At 66.6% G+C, this 14,420-nt stretch carries 12 protein-coding genes; 2 read left to right on the forward strand and 10 right to left on the reverse strand.

Features of this window, described 5'->3' with window-relative positions; genetic code table 11:
• Positions 1-52: 52 nt before the first annotated feature.
• Entirely contained in the window at positions 53-1,096 is a 1,044-nt protein-coding gene (locus tag CR156_RS16200) for an oxidoreductase (protein ID WP_100553568.1), read from the forward strand.
• A gap of 591 nt (positions 1,097-1,687) precedes the next feature.
• Here the strand turns inward: CR156_RS16200 and gnd are convergent.
• The 7 genes from gnd to CR156_RS16240 form a co-directional block, all read right to left on the reverse strand.
• Complete coding sequence (gene gnd / locus CR156_RS16210) at positions 1,688-2,593, reverse strand: phosphogluconate dehydrogenase (NAD(+)-dependent, decarboxylating) (RefSeq protein ID WP_100553570.1); 906 nt, start codon at positions 2,591-2,593, stop codon at positions 1,688-1,690.
• Between the two features lie 10 nt (positions 2,594-2,603).
• Positions 2,604-3,842 carry a hypothetical protein gene (locus CR156_RS16215; RefSeq protein WP_100553571.1) on the reverse strand — a complete coding sequence of 413 codons (1,239 nt, stop codon included), beginning with the start codon at positions 3,840-3,842 and terminating at the stop codon, positions 2,604-2,606.
• Positions 3,843-3,859: 17 nt separating this feature from the next.
• Positions 3,860-4,477: a DUF2242 domain-containing protein gene (locus CR156_RS16220; RefSeq protein ID WP_100553572.1), complete on the reverse strand. Its 618-nt coding sequence runs from the start codon at positions 4,475-4,477 to the stop codon at positions 3,860-3,862.
• A 176-nt stretch (positions 4,478-4,653) separates the two neighbouring features.
• Entirely contained in the window at positions 4,654-6,831 is a 2,178-nt protein-coding gene (locus CR156_RS16225) for a carboxy terminal-processing peptidase (protein ID WP_100553573.1), read from the reverse strand.
• 233 nt (positions 6,832-7,064) lie between these two features.
• Positions 7,065-8,075 carry a lipoyl synthase gene (gene lipA / locus CR156_RS16230; protein ID WP_100553574.1) on the reverse strand — a complete coding sequence of 337 codons (1,011 nt, stop codon included), beginning with the start codon at positions 8,073-8,075 and terminating at the stop codon, positions 7,065-7,067.
• Positions 8,076-8,092: 17 nt separating this feature from the next.
• A complete protein-coding gene (gene lipB / locus CR156_RS16235) occupies positions 8,093-8,737 on the reverse strand; it encodes a lipoyl(octanoyl) transferase LipB (protein WP_243382003.1) in 645 nt (214 codons plus the stop codon).
• 56 nt (positions 8,738-8,793) lie between these two features.
• Positions 8,794-9,072, reverse strand: a complete 279-nt coding sequence (locus tag CR156_RS16240) for a YbeD family protein (protein WP_032975372.1) — start codon at positions 9,070-9,072, stop codon at positions 8,794-8,796.
• 296 nt (positions 9,073-9,368) lie between these two features.
• On the opposite strand from CR156_RS16240, the gene CR156_RS16245 reads away from it, so the two are divergent.
• Positions 9,369-10,427, forward strand: a complete 1,059-nt coding sequence (locus CR156_RS16245) for a lipid A deacylase LpxR family protein (protein WP_409349558.1) — start codon at positions 9,369-9,371, stop codon at positions 10,425-10,427.
• A gap of 105 nt (positions 10,428-10,532) precedes the next feature.
• Here CR156_RS16245 and CR156_RS16250 read toward each other — a convergent pair whose 3' ends face one another.
• The 3 genes from CR156_RS16250 to mltB all read right to left on the reverse strand — a co-directional run bounded on the left by CR156_RS16250 (position 10,533) and on the right by mltB (position 14,239).
• Positions 10,533-11,750 carry a D-alanyl-D-alanine carboxypeptidase family protein gene (locus tag CR156_RS16250; protein WP_100553577.1) on the reverse strand — a complete coding sequence of 406 codons (1,218 nt, stop codon included), beginning with the start codon at positions 11,748-11,750 and terminating at the stop codon, positions 10,533-10,535.
• Positions 11,751-11,852: 102 nt separating this feature from the next.
• Complete coding sequence (locus CR156_RS16255; RefSeq protein WP_100553578.1) at positions 11,853-13,097, reverse strand: septal ring lytic transglycosylase RlpA family protein; 1,245 nt, start codon at positions 13,095-13,097, stop codon at positions 11,853-11,855.
• A complete protein-coding gene (gene mltB, locus CR156_RS16260; protein WP_100553579.1) occupies positions 13,094-14,239 on the reverse strand; it encodes a lytic murein transglycosylase B in 1,146 nt (381 codons plus the stop codon). Before mltB ends, CR156_RS16255 begins: the two co-directional genes overlap by 4 nt.
• Between the last annotated feature and the right edge of the window lie 181 nt (positions 14,240-14,420).

Consider the following 14,420-nt stretch of genomic DNA (forward strand, 5'->3'; position numbering starts at 1 on the left):
GTTTACCCTGAGGTTCCTGTCCTGCACTTCCCGATCCGCGCGGAGTCTTCCCATGCGCCCCGAGCTGCAACTGGCCCTGATCGGCTACGGCCTGGCCGGCCGCGTCTTCCACGCCCCGCTGATCCGGCACACGCCGGGGTTGGCCCTGCACAGCGTCGTCAGTTCGCAGCGCGATACGCTGCTGCGCACCTTCAGTGACGTCCACATACGCGCTACCGCGCAGGAGGTCTTCGATGACCCGGCGGTGGATGCGGTGGTCATCGCTACCCCGAACGAACAGCACGCGCCGTTGGCCATCGCCGCGCTGGCCGCCGGCAAGCACGTACTGGTCGACAAACCGTTCGCGGTGAACGTGGACGAAGCCGAGCAGGTGCTGGCTGCAGCGCGCAGCGCCGGACGCATCGCCACCGTGTTCCAGAACCGGCGCTTCGATGCGGACTTCCTGACCCTGCAGGCACTGCTTGCCGACGGCACGCTGGGTGACATCGCCGAATGCCACGCCCATTTCGACCGCTACCGCCCGCGGGTGCGCGAACGCTGGCGCGAGCAGGATGGGCCGGGCAGCGGCCTGTGGTACGACCTGGGGCCGCACCTGCTGGACCAGATGCTGGTGCTGTTCGGCTGTCCGCAGGCGATCGATGCGGATCTTGCCGTGCAGCGCGAAGGCGGCAGCGGCGTCGACTATTTCCATGCGGTACTGCATTACCCACGCCATCGCGCGATCGTGCATGCCGGTTCACTGGTCGCTGCGCCTGCCCCCCGTTTCGCCGTGCATGGCACGCGGGCCAGCTGGATCAAGCACGGCCTGGACGTGCAGGAAGCGCAGCTGCGTCGCGGCGTCGCGCCAGGCGCGCCGGGATGGGGCATCGATCCGCACCACGGCGAACTGCTGCACTGCGATGCGGAGGACAACGTGCAGCGCAGCACCGTGGACAACCTGCCGGGTGACTACCGGCGCCTGTATGCCGACTTCGCAGCGGCGATGCAGGGCGAGGGTGAGCCGACGGTCAGCGCGCAGCAGGCGTTGCAGGTGATGCGGTTGCTGCAGGCGGGGATGGACAGCGCGCGCGAAGGGCGGCGGGTGCGGGTGGGGTGATCGGCAGGGTTGCGCCCTGCACCTGCCGAGGCAACGGCAACGGCAACGGCAAAAGCTGGGCTGCTGAGGGATGGCGGGGTGGGTCCGGTTGCGGGGGACGCTGCAAGTACGTCCATGTAAGCTCGGTCGCCGCATCCATGCGGCTCACGCCCCCGCAACCGGACCCACCCCGCCTTCGACAGGTTCACGCGGCTGTTGGTGGGTGTCGATCTTGGTCGACACAGCATTGCCTGCTCTGGGTGGGTGTCGACCTTGGTCGACACGGCATTGCCTGCTCTGGGTGGGTGTCGACCTTGGTCGACACGGCATTGCCTGCTCTGGGTGGGTGTCGACCTTGGTCGACACGGCATTGCCTGCTCTGGGTGGGTGTCGACCTTGGTCGACACGGCATTGCCTGCTCTGGGTGGGTGTCGACCTTGGTCGACACGGCATTGCCTGCTCTGGGTGGGTGTCGACCTTGGTCGACACGGCATTGCCTGCTCTGGGTGGGTGTCGACCTTGGTCGACACGGCATTGCCTGCTCTGGGTGGGTGTCGACCTTGGTCGACACAGTAGATCCACGCCATGCGTGGATCTACGTCAAACCGGTACTTACGACTTCTTGATGGCGTGGCCGCCGAATTCGTTGCGCATTGCCGACAGCAGACGGTCGGTGAACGAGTTCGACTCGCGCGAACGCAGGCGTTCAAGCAGGGACAGGGTGATCACCGGCGCCGGTACGTCCAGCGCAATCGCTTCGGCGACGGTCCAGCGGCCTTCGCCGGAATCCTCCACGTACGGTGCGATGCCATCCAGCGAGGGGTTGCGCTTGAGGGCTTCGGTGCTCAGATCCAGCAGCCACGAACGCACCACACTGCCGTGGCGCCAGACTTCGGCCACCTGGGCCAGGTCCAGTTCCATCTCCTGCTTGCGCTCCATCAGCGCGAAGCCTTCGGCGTAGGCCTGCATCATTCCGTACTCGATGCCGTTGTGGACCATCTTGGTGAAGTGGCCTGCGCCGGACGGGCCGACGCGCGCCCAGCCGCGGTCCTCGGCCGGTGCTAGCGTGCGCAGCAGCGGTGCGATCTGTTCGACCACCGCTGCATCGCCACCCACCATCAGGCTGTAGCCTTCCTGCAGGCCCCACACGCCGCCGCTGGTGCCACAGTCCACGTAGCCCAGGTCATCTTCGGCCAGCGCCTTGGCGCGACGGATCGAGTCCTGGTAGTTGGAGTTGCCACCGTCGATGACGACGTCACCTTCGGCCAGGTGCGGGCTCAACTGGCCCAGTGTCTGGTCCACGGTCTCGCCGGCCGGCACCATCAGCCACACCACGCGCGGCACCGGCAGCGCGGCCACTGCGGCGGCCAGCGAATCCACCACCTCCAGGCCGGCCTCGGCGGCGCGCTGGCGGGCGCCCTCGCCCGGGTCGTAGCCGACCACGCGGTGGCCACCGCGGTGCAGGCGCTGGGCCATGTTGGCACCCATGCGGCCGAGGCCGATCATTGCAATATCCATTGTTTCACCTTCAGTTGGGGTCTAGGGTCAGGCTGCCTGGCCTGCCGGTGGCTGCGCAGTGGCGCAACTGCGCCTCGCGCCAACGCCGGTAGAGCGTGGTATGCAGATTGTGCAACGCCAGATCGATGGAAAACGGCGTACGCGGATTGCGGTCGAGCAGGCGGATGACGTGGTAGCCGACAGGACGTATACCGCGTGGGTGCGCGTAGATCACGAACTGCTGGTAGAACGCATCGTCCAGCAACTGATCCATCTGCTGCACGACGTCACGATAGCGCGGGGCCAGCTGCTCACGCAGCACCGGATCGCGCTCGTACAGCAGCCGCTCGAAATAGCGTTGACCGACGCGCGGAATGCCCTGCGCCAGCTGCCACAGGGCACGATTGCGCTGGTCGTACCAGGCCAGGCCGCCGTGCGCGGCCAGCGCCTGCGCGGCACCCTCGCCCACCTCCACCACGACGAAGTTCTCCGCCTGGTTGCTGAGATCGTCCAGCGTGCCTTTGTCGAATACGTGTTCGATGAAGCCAGGCAGTCCGGCGAATGCCTGCCGCCCCATCGCCGAGGTGCGCACGGCCTTGCCGTCGGCCAGGAACTGGCCGGCCTGCGCGCCCAGCAGGATGCTGTCGGTGTCGTGCAGGCCAAGGAAGGTGCCGATGGACAGTTCGTCCGCAGTGAACTCCGCATCGAAGGCCGCATCGCCGTACAGCTCGCGCTGCGTGGCCAGCTGCGCGACCTGACGGCCGACACCGCACTCGGCGCGCACGTGCCCGGTGTAGAACGCATCCAGTGCGCGGCTGTTGCTGGCAGCCGGTACATACCCACGACCGAAGCTGCGCACCCGCTGCCAACCCTGTGCCGGGGCGCCGCGTGCGCCAAAGCCGATCCAGCCCAGCTGCACACCGGTGAAGCGGAAGGATTCATTGTCCTGCAGTGCCTGCGTAGCGCGTTGCACGGCACCGCCCAGTTCAAAGGCGTAGGCACAGACCGTGGCCGGGTCGTCCAGCAGCTGCTGCAACAGAGCCTGCCGATCGGCGTCAGCCATCGTGTCCGGCCAACGCACGCGCAGATCACCGGCCGCCTGCGCCTCGGCCAGCGAGGTTCGCGTACAGACCGGCCCACCGTGTACCTGCGGCGCGGTGATCGCGGTGGTTTCAAAGCGCCACCCCAGCCGCTGCAGCAGGCCCTGGGTGCACTCGGCCGTAGCGGCCAGCGCGCTCAGGGGCCAACCCAGCAGCAGGGCCCATGCCATCACCCTGCCGCGCACGTTCAGCCCTGGTCCGTCGCTGCCGGCACTGGTTCGGGCTCGGGCCCGGCCGCAGGCTGCGGCGACGCGGCCGGTTGCGGTTGCGGCTCTGCTTTCGCTGTCGCCGGCAGGTACTGCTGCAGGCGCTGGAAGAAGCGCCGATAGAACTCGGCATCGGTGATCGTGCTGCTGGCCACTTTCACCAGCGAGTCGTCATTGCTGCCGAACGGCAACGACACCGAGCCCAACGCGCCCACGCCGACACTGGCCGAGGTCGGGCTCTTCTTCAGCGCATAGCGATCCTGCACGGCGCTGACGAACACCAGCGCCTGGCTGCCACGCGGCGCGCACGAGATACGCAGCACCAGTTGTTCGTGGTCATCCTCGCGCGGCTGGAAATTCTTGTTGCCTTCCACCTGCGCGTCGTCGGACCGTGCGATGGCATAGCCCTGGCTGAGCAGCGTGCGCCGTGCCGCCTCGCAGGCTTCGGCCGGACGCCCATCGACGGTGCGCGAGAACGTATCCCCCGAATCGAAAGACTCACGCAGCACTGTGCTGTCGGCGGCGCGACCACCACAGGCGGACAATGCCAGGGCACTGGTGGCGGCCAGCAGGGAAGCAGAAAGAAGGGAGGCCCGCATGGGTACTCCTGCGAAGACGGTAACCCTGAGGGTAGCCCCCTGCCCGTGTGCACCGGGTCGAAAACACCGGCCCCCTCCCCCACCGTTGTTCCCGGTTCATGCAAAAAGGGGACGGAGGGGATTAAGTCGTTTGTGCTACTAACGACTTAATCCCCTCCGTCCCCTTTTTCACTCAATCAGTCGGCCCAGCGGCCTGCGGCGGTGGACTGCGGCAGCACCTGTGCCGACAGCGGACGGTCGGCCTCCAGCAGGTTCACTGCGTCGGCCAGGATCGAGGCCGATTCACGCAGCAACGGGTCCGGGCGCTTCTCGGCGGCCTTCTCGCGGGCGGCATCCTTGACGATGTCGCGCTCGTTGCCGGTCAGGCCGTCATCGCTGCTGTCATCGGCCAGCGGGTCCAGGGCCAGGCCCAGTTCCTTGCGTACGATCTGGCGCTGCTTGCGCTGGGTGTCCTGGCGCTCGCGCTCGGCACGACGGGTTGCTTCATTCAGCGAGACGTACTTCTTCGCTGCTTCGGTACGGAACTGCTCCACGTCCTCGTTCCACCACTGGAACTCCTTGTCGGTGGCGATACGCGCGTCGTGGCGCGTTTCCAGCTTGGGCAGCAGCGGCGCGAAGTTGCCGTACTGGGTGTGCGGCACTGCGGCGATGCGGGTCCACGGCAACGCGTTGTCGTAGGTGCTCTCGCCGAACTCGGTGGCATCGACGCTGGCCGGGAACGCCAGGTCCGGCACCACACCCTTGTGCTGGGTGCTGCTGCCACTGATGCGGAAGAACTGGGCGATGGTCAGCTTCACCTGGCCAAAGCGCTGGGTTTCGCCGCTCGGCCAACGGTCCAGGTCGACGATGTTCTGTACGGTGCCCTTGCCGAAGCTGGTTTCACCGATGACCAGGCCGCGACCGTAGTCCTGGATGGCACCGGCAAAGATCTCCGACGCCGACGCCGAACCACGGTTGATCAGCACTGCCAGCGGGCCATCCCATGCCACGCCCTGGTTGCGGTCGCTGTTGACGGTGACGCGGCCACCGGATTCGCGCACCTGCACCACCGGACCCTGCTCGATGAACAGACCGGTCAGCTCGATGGCTTCATCCAGCGAACCACCACCGTTGTTGCGCAGGTCCAGCACCACGCCGTCCAGCTTGTCGGTCTTGAAACCAGCCAGCAGCTTGGCCACGTCGCGGGTGGCCGACGCATAGTCGGCGGCGTTGCGACGACGGCCTTCGAAGTCCTGGTAGAAGGTCGGCAGCTTGATCACGCCAACCTTGCGTGCCGGCTCGCCATTGGTGGCCGGGATGGTCATGGTCTCGCCCTTGGCGGCCTGTTCGGCCAGGCGCACCTTCTGCCGGGTCAGCACCAGGGTGTGGTGCTTGCCGTCGACGCCGGCTTCGGCCGGAATGAATTCCAGCTTGACGTCGGTGTCCTTGGCGCCACGGATCTTGGCCACCACATCATCGATGCGCCAGCCGATCACATCTTCCACCAGCCCGGACTTGCCCTGGCCGACACCGACGATGCGGTCACCCGGCTTCAGCGTGCCATCCACAGCCGCCGGGCCACCGGCGATGATCTCGCGGATCACCACCACATCGTCCTGGCGCTGCAGCTGCGCGCCGATGCCTTCCAGCGACAGCGACATCGCCTGGTTGAAGTTCTCGGCGGTACGCGGGGTGAAGTAATCGGTGTGCGGATCAACCGCGCTGGTGTAGGCGTTCATGAAGAACTGGAAGGTGTCTTCGCCCTTCAGTTCGTTGACCGACTTTTCCAGGGTGGCGTAGCGCTTGTCCAGCGTCTTGCGGATGTCATCGGACTTCTTGCCGGCCAGCTTCAGGCGCAGCCAGTCGTTCTTCACCGACTTGCGCCACAGCTCGTCGAGTTCGGCATTGGAAGCGGCCCACGGCACCTCCTTGCGGTCGTACTCGAAGCGCTCATCGGTGGTGAAATCCGGTTCCTGCTTCAGCAGCTTGCGCGCATAGGCCACACGCTCGCCGACGCGCTGCTTGTAGATCGCGAACACCTGGAAGGCCGGCTCCAGTTCGCCGCCGCGGATGGCATTGGCAATGCCGGCCTGGAACGGTGCGAAGCGGGTGATGTCGGCCTGGGTGAAGTACTGCTTGCCGCCGTCCAGCGTCTCCAGGTAGCGCTTGAACACATCCTTGGAGGTGGCTTCATCGAGCGCACGCGGGCGGTAGGCGTAGCGGCTGTCGGACAACAGGCCGTACACCAGCTTGGAGGTGGTCACCTGATCGGCGGTGGCGGCAGCCGGCAACGCCGGTGAGTCGGCCTTGGCCGCCAGCGCCAGCGGCGCGACCAGCGCCAGGGCCATCAGGAATGCGGGGGCTTTGAATTTCATTGACGTGCTCGAAGGCGCCTTGCCAAGGGGGAGACTGCAGGGTGTTCAGACACCGCGACAGTGCCGAAAGTTGCCGGGTTTGTCACCCGCCCACATTCGGTGGAAAACCAGCCTAGCGGGGCCGGTGTAGCAAATTGTGAATGCAGGCGAAGGCGTGCGGACCAACGGTCCGCACCCACCGTGGTGGTGGTGACACCCATCGGTAGCGCCGGGCCATGCCCGGCGGCAACCGCTTACTGGACGCCGGCGCCCTTGGCCTGCACGTCGGCGTGGTACGACGAGCGCACCATCGGGCCGGAGGCCACGTGGCTGAAGCCCAGCTCGTAACCGTAGACTTCCAGCGCCTTGTAGTCTTCCGGCGTCCAGTACTTCAGCACCGGATGGTGATGCGCGGTCGGCTGCAGGTACTGGCCGATGGTGATCATGTCCACGTTGTGCGCACGCAAGTCGCGCATGGTGGCCTTGATCTGTTCGAAGTCTTCGCCCAGGCCCAGCATGATGCCCGACTTGGTCGGCACGTCAGGGTGCTGCGCCTTGAAGTTCTTCAGCAGGTTCAACGACCACTGGTAATCGGCACCCGGGCGCACGTTGCGGTACAGGTCCGGCACGGTTTCGATGTTGTGGTTGAACACGTCCGGCGGATTCTGCGCAAGGATCTCCAGCGCGCGCTCCATGCGGCCCTTGCCGCGGAAGTCCGGGGTCAGCACTTCGATGCGGGTGCCCGGCGACTTCTCGCGGATGGCGGTGATGCAGTCGACGAAGTGCTGGGCACCGCCGTCGCGCAGGTCATCGCGGTCGACGCTGGTCACCACCACGTACTTCAGGCCCATGTCGGCCACGGTCTGGCCGAGGCTGGCCGGCTCGTTGGCATCGGGCGGCTTCGGCCGGCCGTGGGCCACGTCGCAGAACGAGCAGCGACGGGTGCAGACCTCGCCCAGGATCATGAAGGTGGCGGTGCCGTGGCCGAAGCATTCGTGGATGTTCGGGCAGCTGGCTTCTTCGCACACGGTCACCAGACGGTTCTCGCGCAGCTTCGCTTTCAGGTTCTGCACGGCATTGCCCGAAGGAATGCGCACGCGGATCCAGGAGGGCTTGCGCAGCACCGGCACGTCGGCGAACTGCACCGGCGAGCGGTTGATCTTGTCCCCACCCATCTGCTTGACCCCGGCCTGCAACGGCGCGGTGGACGGAAGCTCGGCCTGCACGATCTGCAGGGAAATGGTGCGGGCAGTGGTTTCAGTCATGGCGTTTCCGGGGGCGGTCAGGCGGCCGCAGAGAGATCAGGCAGTTCAGGCACGGGCTGCAGCAGCAGGCCGAACTGGCGGGCCAGGTGGTCCAGCAGCACCGGCTTGACGGCGTCCATCCCGGACGGTCCGCCCAAGTCTAGCACCGTGGTCACCTGCAACCCCTCGTAACCACAGGGGTTGATGCGGTGGAAAGGATCCAGGTCCATGGCCACGTTGAAGGCCAGGCCATGGAAGGTGCAGCCGCGACGCACGCGGATGCCGAGCGCGGCGATCTTGGCGCCGCCGACATAGACGCCCGGGGCGCCGTCGAGCCGTTCGGCACCGATGTTCCACTCGGCCAGCGTGTCGATGATGGCCTGTTCGATGCGGCACACGTAGTCGCGCACGCCGATGCCCAGCCGCGGCAGGCGCAGCAGCGGGTAGATCACGATCTGGCCGGGGCCGTGGTAGGTCACCTGGCCGCCGCGATCGACGTGGACCACCGGGATCTCGCCCGGCGCCAGCACGTGCTCGACCTTGCCGGCCTGGCCCAGGGTGAACACCGGATCGTGCTCGACCACCCACAGCTCGTCGAGCGTGTCGTCGTCGCGCTGGTCGGTGAAACGCTGCATGGCGTGCCAGACCGGTTCGTAGGGCTGGCGCCCCAGTTCACGGACCACCGCCGGGCGCGGCGGACGCGCCTCGGGGGCCGCCGCTTCGGCAGGGCAGCTGACGGCTACACCGTCCACTTCACTTCCGGGTGGTCGCGCAGGGCCTGGTGGGCCACGTCGTACTGTTCACGGTTCTCGGCCCGGAAGACCAGGCGCACCGAGACGTACTTGCCGTTGGACGAATGCTTCCAGCTGATGCGCTCGTTCACCACGTCAACGCCAGCAGCCAGCAGCAGGCGGGGGAGTTCATGCTCCAGGCCGCGGTTGGCCGGGCCCATCGCGCTGAGCTCGAACTGACCGGGGAACTGGAAGCCGTGTTCGGGATTGTCGGACTTGATTTCCATGCGCCCATTATCGGGCCGCAGGGCAACAAACCCAAGAGTATTCATATAGGCCGGCGGCACCGCAGGCGGGCCGCTGCGTTGCAGCTGAACATCCATTCAGGCCCGGACCCGGGTCTCAGGGCCCCCGCGCCCATCCGCGCAGCTGCCCCTGCGGTAACCAATTGTGTCGATCAGACAATGTTGTTTTCGGAACAGACAAGTGATCCCAGCGCGCTCGTTCCATCACATCGCCGGGAGTACCGTGTCGTTGCATAAAACGACAGACAAAAGCCCCCTTCCCCATGATCATCCCATCCATGCGCTACCTCGCATCCTTTGGATTGTCCGGCCTGCTGGCCACCGCCCTCCCCCTTTCCGCCTACGCAGCCGAGCAATGCGGCCCGGACGCGATGCGCGAGCATCCGCCGCAGGTCAATTTCCGCGTCGACAACGACCTGTTCGGCGGCCGCCACCAGGACCAGGGCTATACCAATGGCGCCCAGCTGACCCTGGTCTCGCCCAACCTGGTCGACTACACCGATGACCCCTGCCTGCCGCGCCTGGCGCGCTGGGTGAACAGCCACCTGGAAGCGCTGCACCCGGGCAAGTTCGAACAGCAGAACATGATCTTCAGCCTGGCCCAGGGCATCTTCACCCCCACCGACCCGACCCGCAGCGACCTGATCAAGGATGACCGGCCGTATGCCGGCGTGCTGCTGGTCAGCTTCGGCTTCAACGCGCGCAGCGGCGATCGCCTGCAGACCACCCAGCTGTCGCTGGGCGTGGTCGGGCCGTGGGCGCAGGGCAAGCAGGTGCAGGACGCCGTGCACAGCGTGCTGGGCGATGAGAAGTTCAAGGGCTGGGACAACCAGCTGCACAACGAACCGGTGTTCATGCTGACCCACGAGCGCATGCGCCGCTGGCCGGGCGATGCCAGCATCAATGCCGACGGCTGGGGCTGGGATGCGATCAGCCACTACGGCGGTTCGATCGGCAACCTGGAAACCAAGGCGAACCTCGGTGGCGAAGTGCGCTTCGGCTGGAAGCTGCCGGACGATTTCGGCAGCACGCCACTGCGCCCGGCGGGTGAGAACACCGCACCGACCCGCGGCGGCAAGCCGTCCGGCTGGTCATGGCACCTGTTTGCGACCACCGATGCAGCGTGGGTGATCCGCGATATCACCCTGGACGGCAACACCTTCCGCAACAGCCACAGCGTGGACAAGCGTCATGTGGTCGCCCAAGGCGGTTATGGCATCGCGGTGATGCGCGGCCGCTGGAAGTTCGCGATGGCGCGCTACCACAGCACCCGCGAATTCGATGGCCAGCGCCAGTCGCCGGTGTTCGGCAGTTTCACCGTCAGCCGCTCGCTGTAAGCAATCGGGCTGGTAGTGCCGGCGGGATTCATGCGGAGCCGGCATCCCGAAACAGAAAAGGCCGGCATTTGCCGGCCTTTTCCGTTCACCGCAGCACGCTGCAGATCATTCCGATTCCCACCACATCCAGAAGCTGTCCCACAGGCGCTTGAAGAAGCCGGCCTGCTCGACCGCAGCCACAGCCACCAGCGGCGCTTCGGCCACCAGCTTGCCATCCAGGGTGACCTTGACGGTGCCGATCTGCTGGCCAGCGGTGAACGGCGCTTCCAGGGTCTTGGGCACGTCGATGCTCGGCTTCAGGTCGTTGTAGCGACCGCGCGGCACGCTGACCAGCATCGGCTGGGCGACGCCCAGCTGCACCTTGTCGGTGGTGCCCTTCCATACCTTGTGCTCGGCCACGGCCTTGCCCGGCTCGTACAGGCGGTGGGTTTCGAAGAAGCGGAAGCCCCAGTTCAACAGGGCCAGGCTGTCATCGGCGCGCTGCTTTTCCGACTGGCCGCCCAGCACCACCGCGACCAGACGCTGGTCACCGCGCTGGGCCGAACTCATCAGGCAGTAGCCGGCCTCGGACGTGTGGCCGGTCTTGATGCCGTCCACGCTGCCATCGCGCCACAACAGCAGGTTGCGGTTCGGCTGCTTGATGGTGCCGACCTGGAATTCCTTGATCTTGTTGTACGCGTAGGTTTCCGGGTAATCGCGCACCATCGCGCGACCCAGCAGGGCCAGGTCGTAGGCGCTGCTGTGATGGCCCGGGGCGGTCAGGCCGTGGGCGTTCACGAAGTGCGAGTTCTTCATGCCGATCTTGGCAGCGTAGCTGTTCATCAGCGAAGCGAAGGCTTCTTCGCTGCCGGCCACGTGCTCGGCCAGGGCGATCGCGGCGTCATTGCCGGACTGGATCGCCATGCCCTTTTCCATGTCTTCCAGGCGTGCAGTCTGGTTGACCGGGAAGCCGCTGTAGCTGCCGTCGGTGCCGGCGCCACCTTCGCGCCAGGCGCGTTCGCTCATCATCACCTGGTCGTCCGGACGGACCTTGCCGTTCTTGACCTCGGCGGCGATCACGTAGGACGTCATCACCTTGGTGATGCTGGCCGGGGCCAGCTGTTCATTGACGTTCTCACCTGCCAGTACCTGGCCGGTGGCGTAGTCCATCAGCACCCAGGCCTTGGACACGCTGGGTGCGGGCGCCGGCGGCGTGGCCACGGTGGCGGGGGCAGCGGCGGCGGCAGGCGTCGGGGTGGCCGGGGTCGGCAGCGGCGTCTGGGCGGAGGCCAGGCCCACCACCAGGGTGGCGGCCAGGGCAGTGGCGGCGGAACGGAAATTCATGGGACAGCAGGCTCCAGGGGACGGCCGGAAAATGAAGGATGGGGCGAGGTGGCCATTGTAAGGCCGGGGTGGCAAGGGCCGGCAGCACCGGCCCGGGCGGAATCAGTCCTTGACGATCTGTGGCGAGCCAAAGCCCAGACCCGAGATGCGCCCGGCAAGTTCCGCCGCGCTGGCATGGTCGCTGGCGGGAACCCGCAGGCGCCACAGGGTACGACCACCGGCAGCGATGTCGCTGATGGTGGCACCGACGATACCGGCGGCGTTGAGCTGGCCCATCGCCCGGTTGGCATTGTCGCGGTTCGAGAAGCTGGCGACCTGCAGCATCACCGCGCCCACTACCTTCTGCGACAGGCTGGGGCTGCTGGTCGGGGCCGGGCTGCGCGGCATGGCGGTGGCCACGACCGGCGCGGCGGGACGCGGTGCGGGTGCGCTGGGCGGCAGACTGCTGACCGCCACCTCCGGCATCGTGCTGACGGCGGCCTGGGTGGTGGCCGGCTGGCCACGCGCCGGTGCCCCATCAGCAGGCAGGCGGTTGACCAGGCGATCGATGTCGCTGTCGGCAACCGCGCGTGCGGCAGGTGCGGGGCGTGCGCTGGCGACAGCAGCAGTGGCCGCCGCCGCTTCAGCAGCACGGCGTTCGCGGCGCGACGGCTTCTGCGCCATCAGGTTGGTTTCACCCGGCTGCACCGCGCGCACTTCCACGTTGCCGGTACCGCGCTGGGTGATGCCCAGGCGCACAGCGGCGGCATAGCTGAGATCGACCACGCGGCCATCGTGGAACGGACCACGATCATTGACGCGCACGATCACCGATTCGCCATTGTCCAGGTTGGTCACGCGGGCGAAGCTGGGCAGCGGCAGCGTCTTGTGCGCGGCGGTGAACTGGTACATGTCGTAGACCTCGCGGTTGGAGGTCAGGCGGCCGTGGAACTTGGCGCCGTAGTACGAAGCGGTGCCGCGTTCAACGTAGTTGCGGGTGTCGTCGAGCACCTTGTACTGCTTGCCCAGCACCACGTAGGGCGATTTGTTGCCGATCGCCGAGCGGTCTTCATTGGTGACCAGCGGCTCGGGAATGCAGGCCACGTTGGGCACGTAACTGGGCGTGGTGTCTTTCACGCCCGGCTTGTACAGGCCACCGGCGGTGTAGTTGCCACGGGTGGACATGTCCTCGGTGGCGGCCGCGTACGGCGAGCCCTCCGGACAATGCGCCGGACGCCCGCCCTTGCCCTGCACCACCGTGCCGGACGGCTTGCCACCATGGCCGGCGGTCGCCGGCTTTTTCGGCGCGCTGCTGCAGGCGGCCAGCGCGAGGACGATCAATCCAGGGACCAGCCATCTGATGTTCATGCCGGGGGCAGCTCCTGTCCGGCAATGGCCTGCGACAACTGGAACACGGCCATCGCGTACATCTTCGAGAGGTTGTAACGGGTGATCGCGTAATAGTTCTGGAAGCCCAGCCAGTACTGCTTGCCGGTGCTGCCTTCAAGCGTGATGGGGGTGGCGGTGGCGCCCGGCTGCACCGGTGCGCTTGGCTGGTAGCCACGCTGGGCCAGATCGGACAGCGACCAGGTGGGCATCCACTCGGTCGGGTTGAACTCTTCGTGGCCGGCAGCGAGCGTGGCAGGCACGGCAACGTGGCCGCCGCGCACCCAACCGCCCTTCTTCACGAAGTAGTTGGCGATGGACGAGAACACGTCGTCGTAGCTGGTGAACAGGTCACGGCGACCATCGCCGTTGCCGTCCACCGCGTAATCCAGATAGCTGGAGGGCATGAACTGGCCCATGCCCATCGCGCCGGCATAGCTGCCCTTGAGCGTGGTGATGTCCAGCTTTTCCTCGCGGCCGAGCTCGAACAGCTTGGCCAGCTCATCGCGGAAGAACAGCTCGCGGCGCACTTCGCGTTCCAGCTTGGCCGGGTCGCCACTGCGCGGGTAATAGAAGGCCAGCGTATACAGCGCATCGAGCACGCGATGGCTGCCGGCATTCTTGCCGTAGCTGGTTTCCACGCCGATGATCGCCACGATCACTTCAGCCGGTACGCCAGTGCGCTGCTGCACACGGTCCAGTTCAGCGCGATGCTGGGCAAGAAACGCCTTGCCGCCGTCGATGCGCGCCTTGCTGATGAACATCGGCCGGTATTCGTTCCACGGCTTGACCCGTTCTGCCGGCCGCGACATGGCGGCGATGATCGGCTGGCGCACCTGCGCCTGGTCGAGCACGTTGCGGATCTCGTCGGGCTTCAGGCCATAACGCTTGGCGGTGTCGGCAATGAATTTCGCGCGCGCGGTTTCGAACGGCACCGGGGTGAGATCGACCGGCGCAGCCGTGGCCGCCGTCGCTTCCGGCGCGGCTTCGGCCGGGCCGTGGGGCTTGGCCGCCGGGTGGCGCGGCGTACTGCTGGCCTGGGGCGAAGTCGGTGGGGACGTCGGCTGGGTCGCACAGGCGACCAGGCCGAGGGTGAGCATGCAGGCCAGAGAACGTCGAATCATCACCGCAGGTTAGCAGGTCATGGATGAATTAAAACCCCTAAGACCATGAATCACAACGATTTGCTCGCGTTCAGCGAGAAATGTGAAGACGTCGTGATTGACCTGCCCCATTCAGGCAGAGGTTGCCGGTTGCGTCCCCATCCCCGCAGACGCAACCGGCCGCCGGACCCGGTCGGTACCT

Source organism: Stenotrophomonas lactitubi, assembly GCF_002803515.1.
GTDB lineage: Bacteria > Pseudomonadota > Gammaproteobacteria > Xanthomonadales > Xanthomonadaceae > Stenotrophomonas > Stenotrophomonas lactitubi.

Excerpts from the sequence above, each read along its gene's own strand:
- CR156_RS16200 (WP_100553568.1), top strand. The coding sequence starts at position 53 with ATGCGCCCCGAGCTGCAACTGGCCCTGATCGGCTACGGCCTGGCCGGC.
- gnd (WP_100553570.1), bottom strand. The coding sequence starts at position 2,593 with ATGGATATTGCAATGATCGGCCTCGGCCGCATGGGTGCCAACATGGCC.
- CR156_RS16215 (WP_100553571.1), bottom strand. The coding sequence starts at position 3,842 with ATGGCATGGGCCCTGCTGCTGGGTTGGCCCCTGAGCGCGCTGGCCGCT.
- CR156_RS16220 (WP_100553572.1), bottom strand. The coding sequence starts at position 4,477 with ATGCGGGCCTCCCTTCTTTCTGCTTCCCTGCTGGCCGCCACCAGTGCC.
- CR156_RS16225 (WP_100553573.1), bottom strand. The coding sequence starts at position 6,831 with ATGAAATTCAAAGCCCCCGCATTCCTGATGGCCCTGGCGCTGGTCGCG.
- lipA (WP_100553574.1), bottom strand. The coding sequence starts at position 8,075 with ATGACTGAAACCACTGCCCGCACCATTTCCCTGCAGATCGTGCAGGCC.
- CR156_RS16240 (WP_032975372.1), bottom strand. The coding sequence starts at position 9,072 with ATGGAAATCAAGTCCGACAATCCCGAACACGGCTTCCAGTTCCCCGGT.
- CR156_RS16245 (WP_409349558.1), top strand. The coding sequence starts at position 9,369 with ATGCGCTACCTCGCATCCTTTGGATTGTCCGGCCTGCTGGCCACCGCC.
- CR156_RS16250 (WP_100553577.1), bottom strand. The coding sequence starts at position 11,750 with ATGAATTTCCGTTCCGCCGCCACTGCCCTGGCCGCCACCCTGGTGGTG.
- CR156_RS16255 (WP_100553578.1), bottom strand. The coding sequence starts at position 13,097 with ATGAACATCAGATGGCTGGTCCCTGGATTGATCGTCCTCGCGCTGGCC.
- mltB (WP_100553579.1), bottom strand. The coding sequence starts at position 14,239 with ATGATTCGACGTTCTCTGGCCTGCATGCTCACCCTCGGCCTGGTCGCC.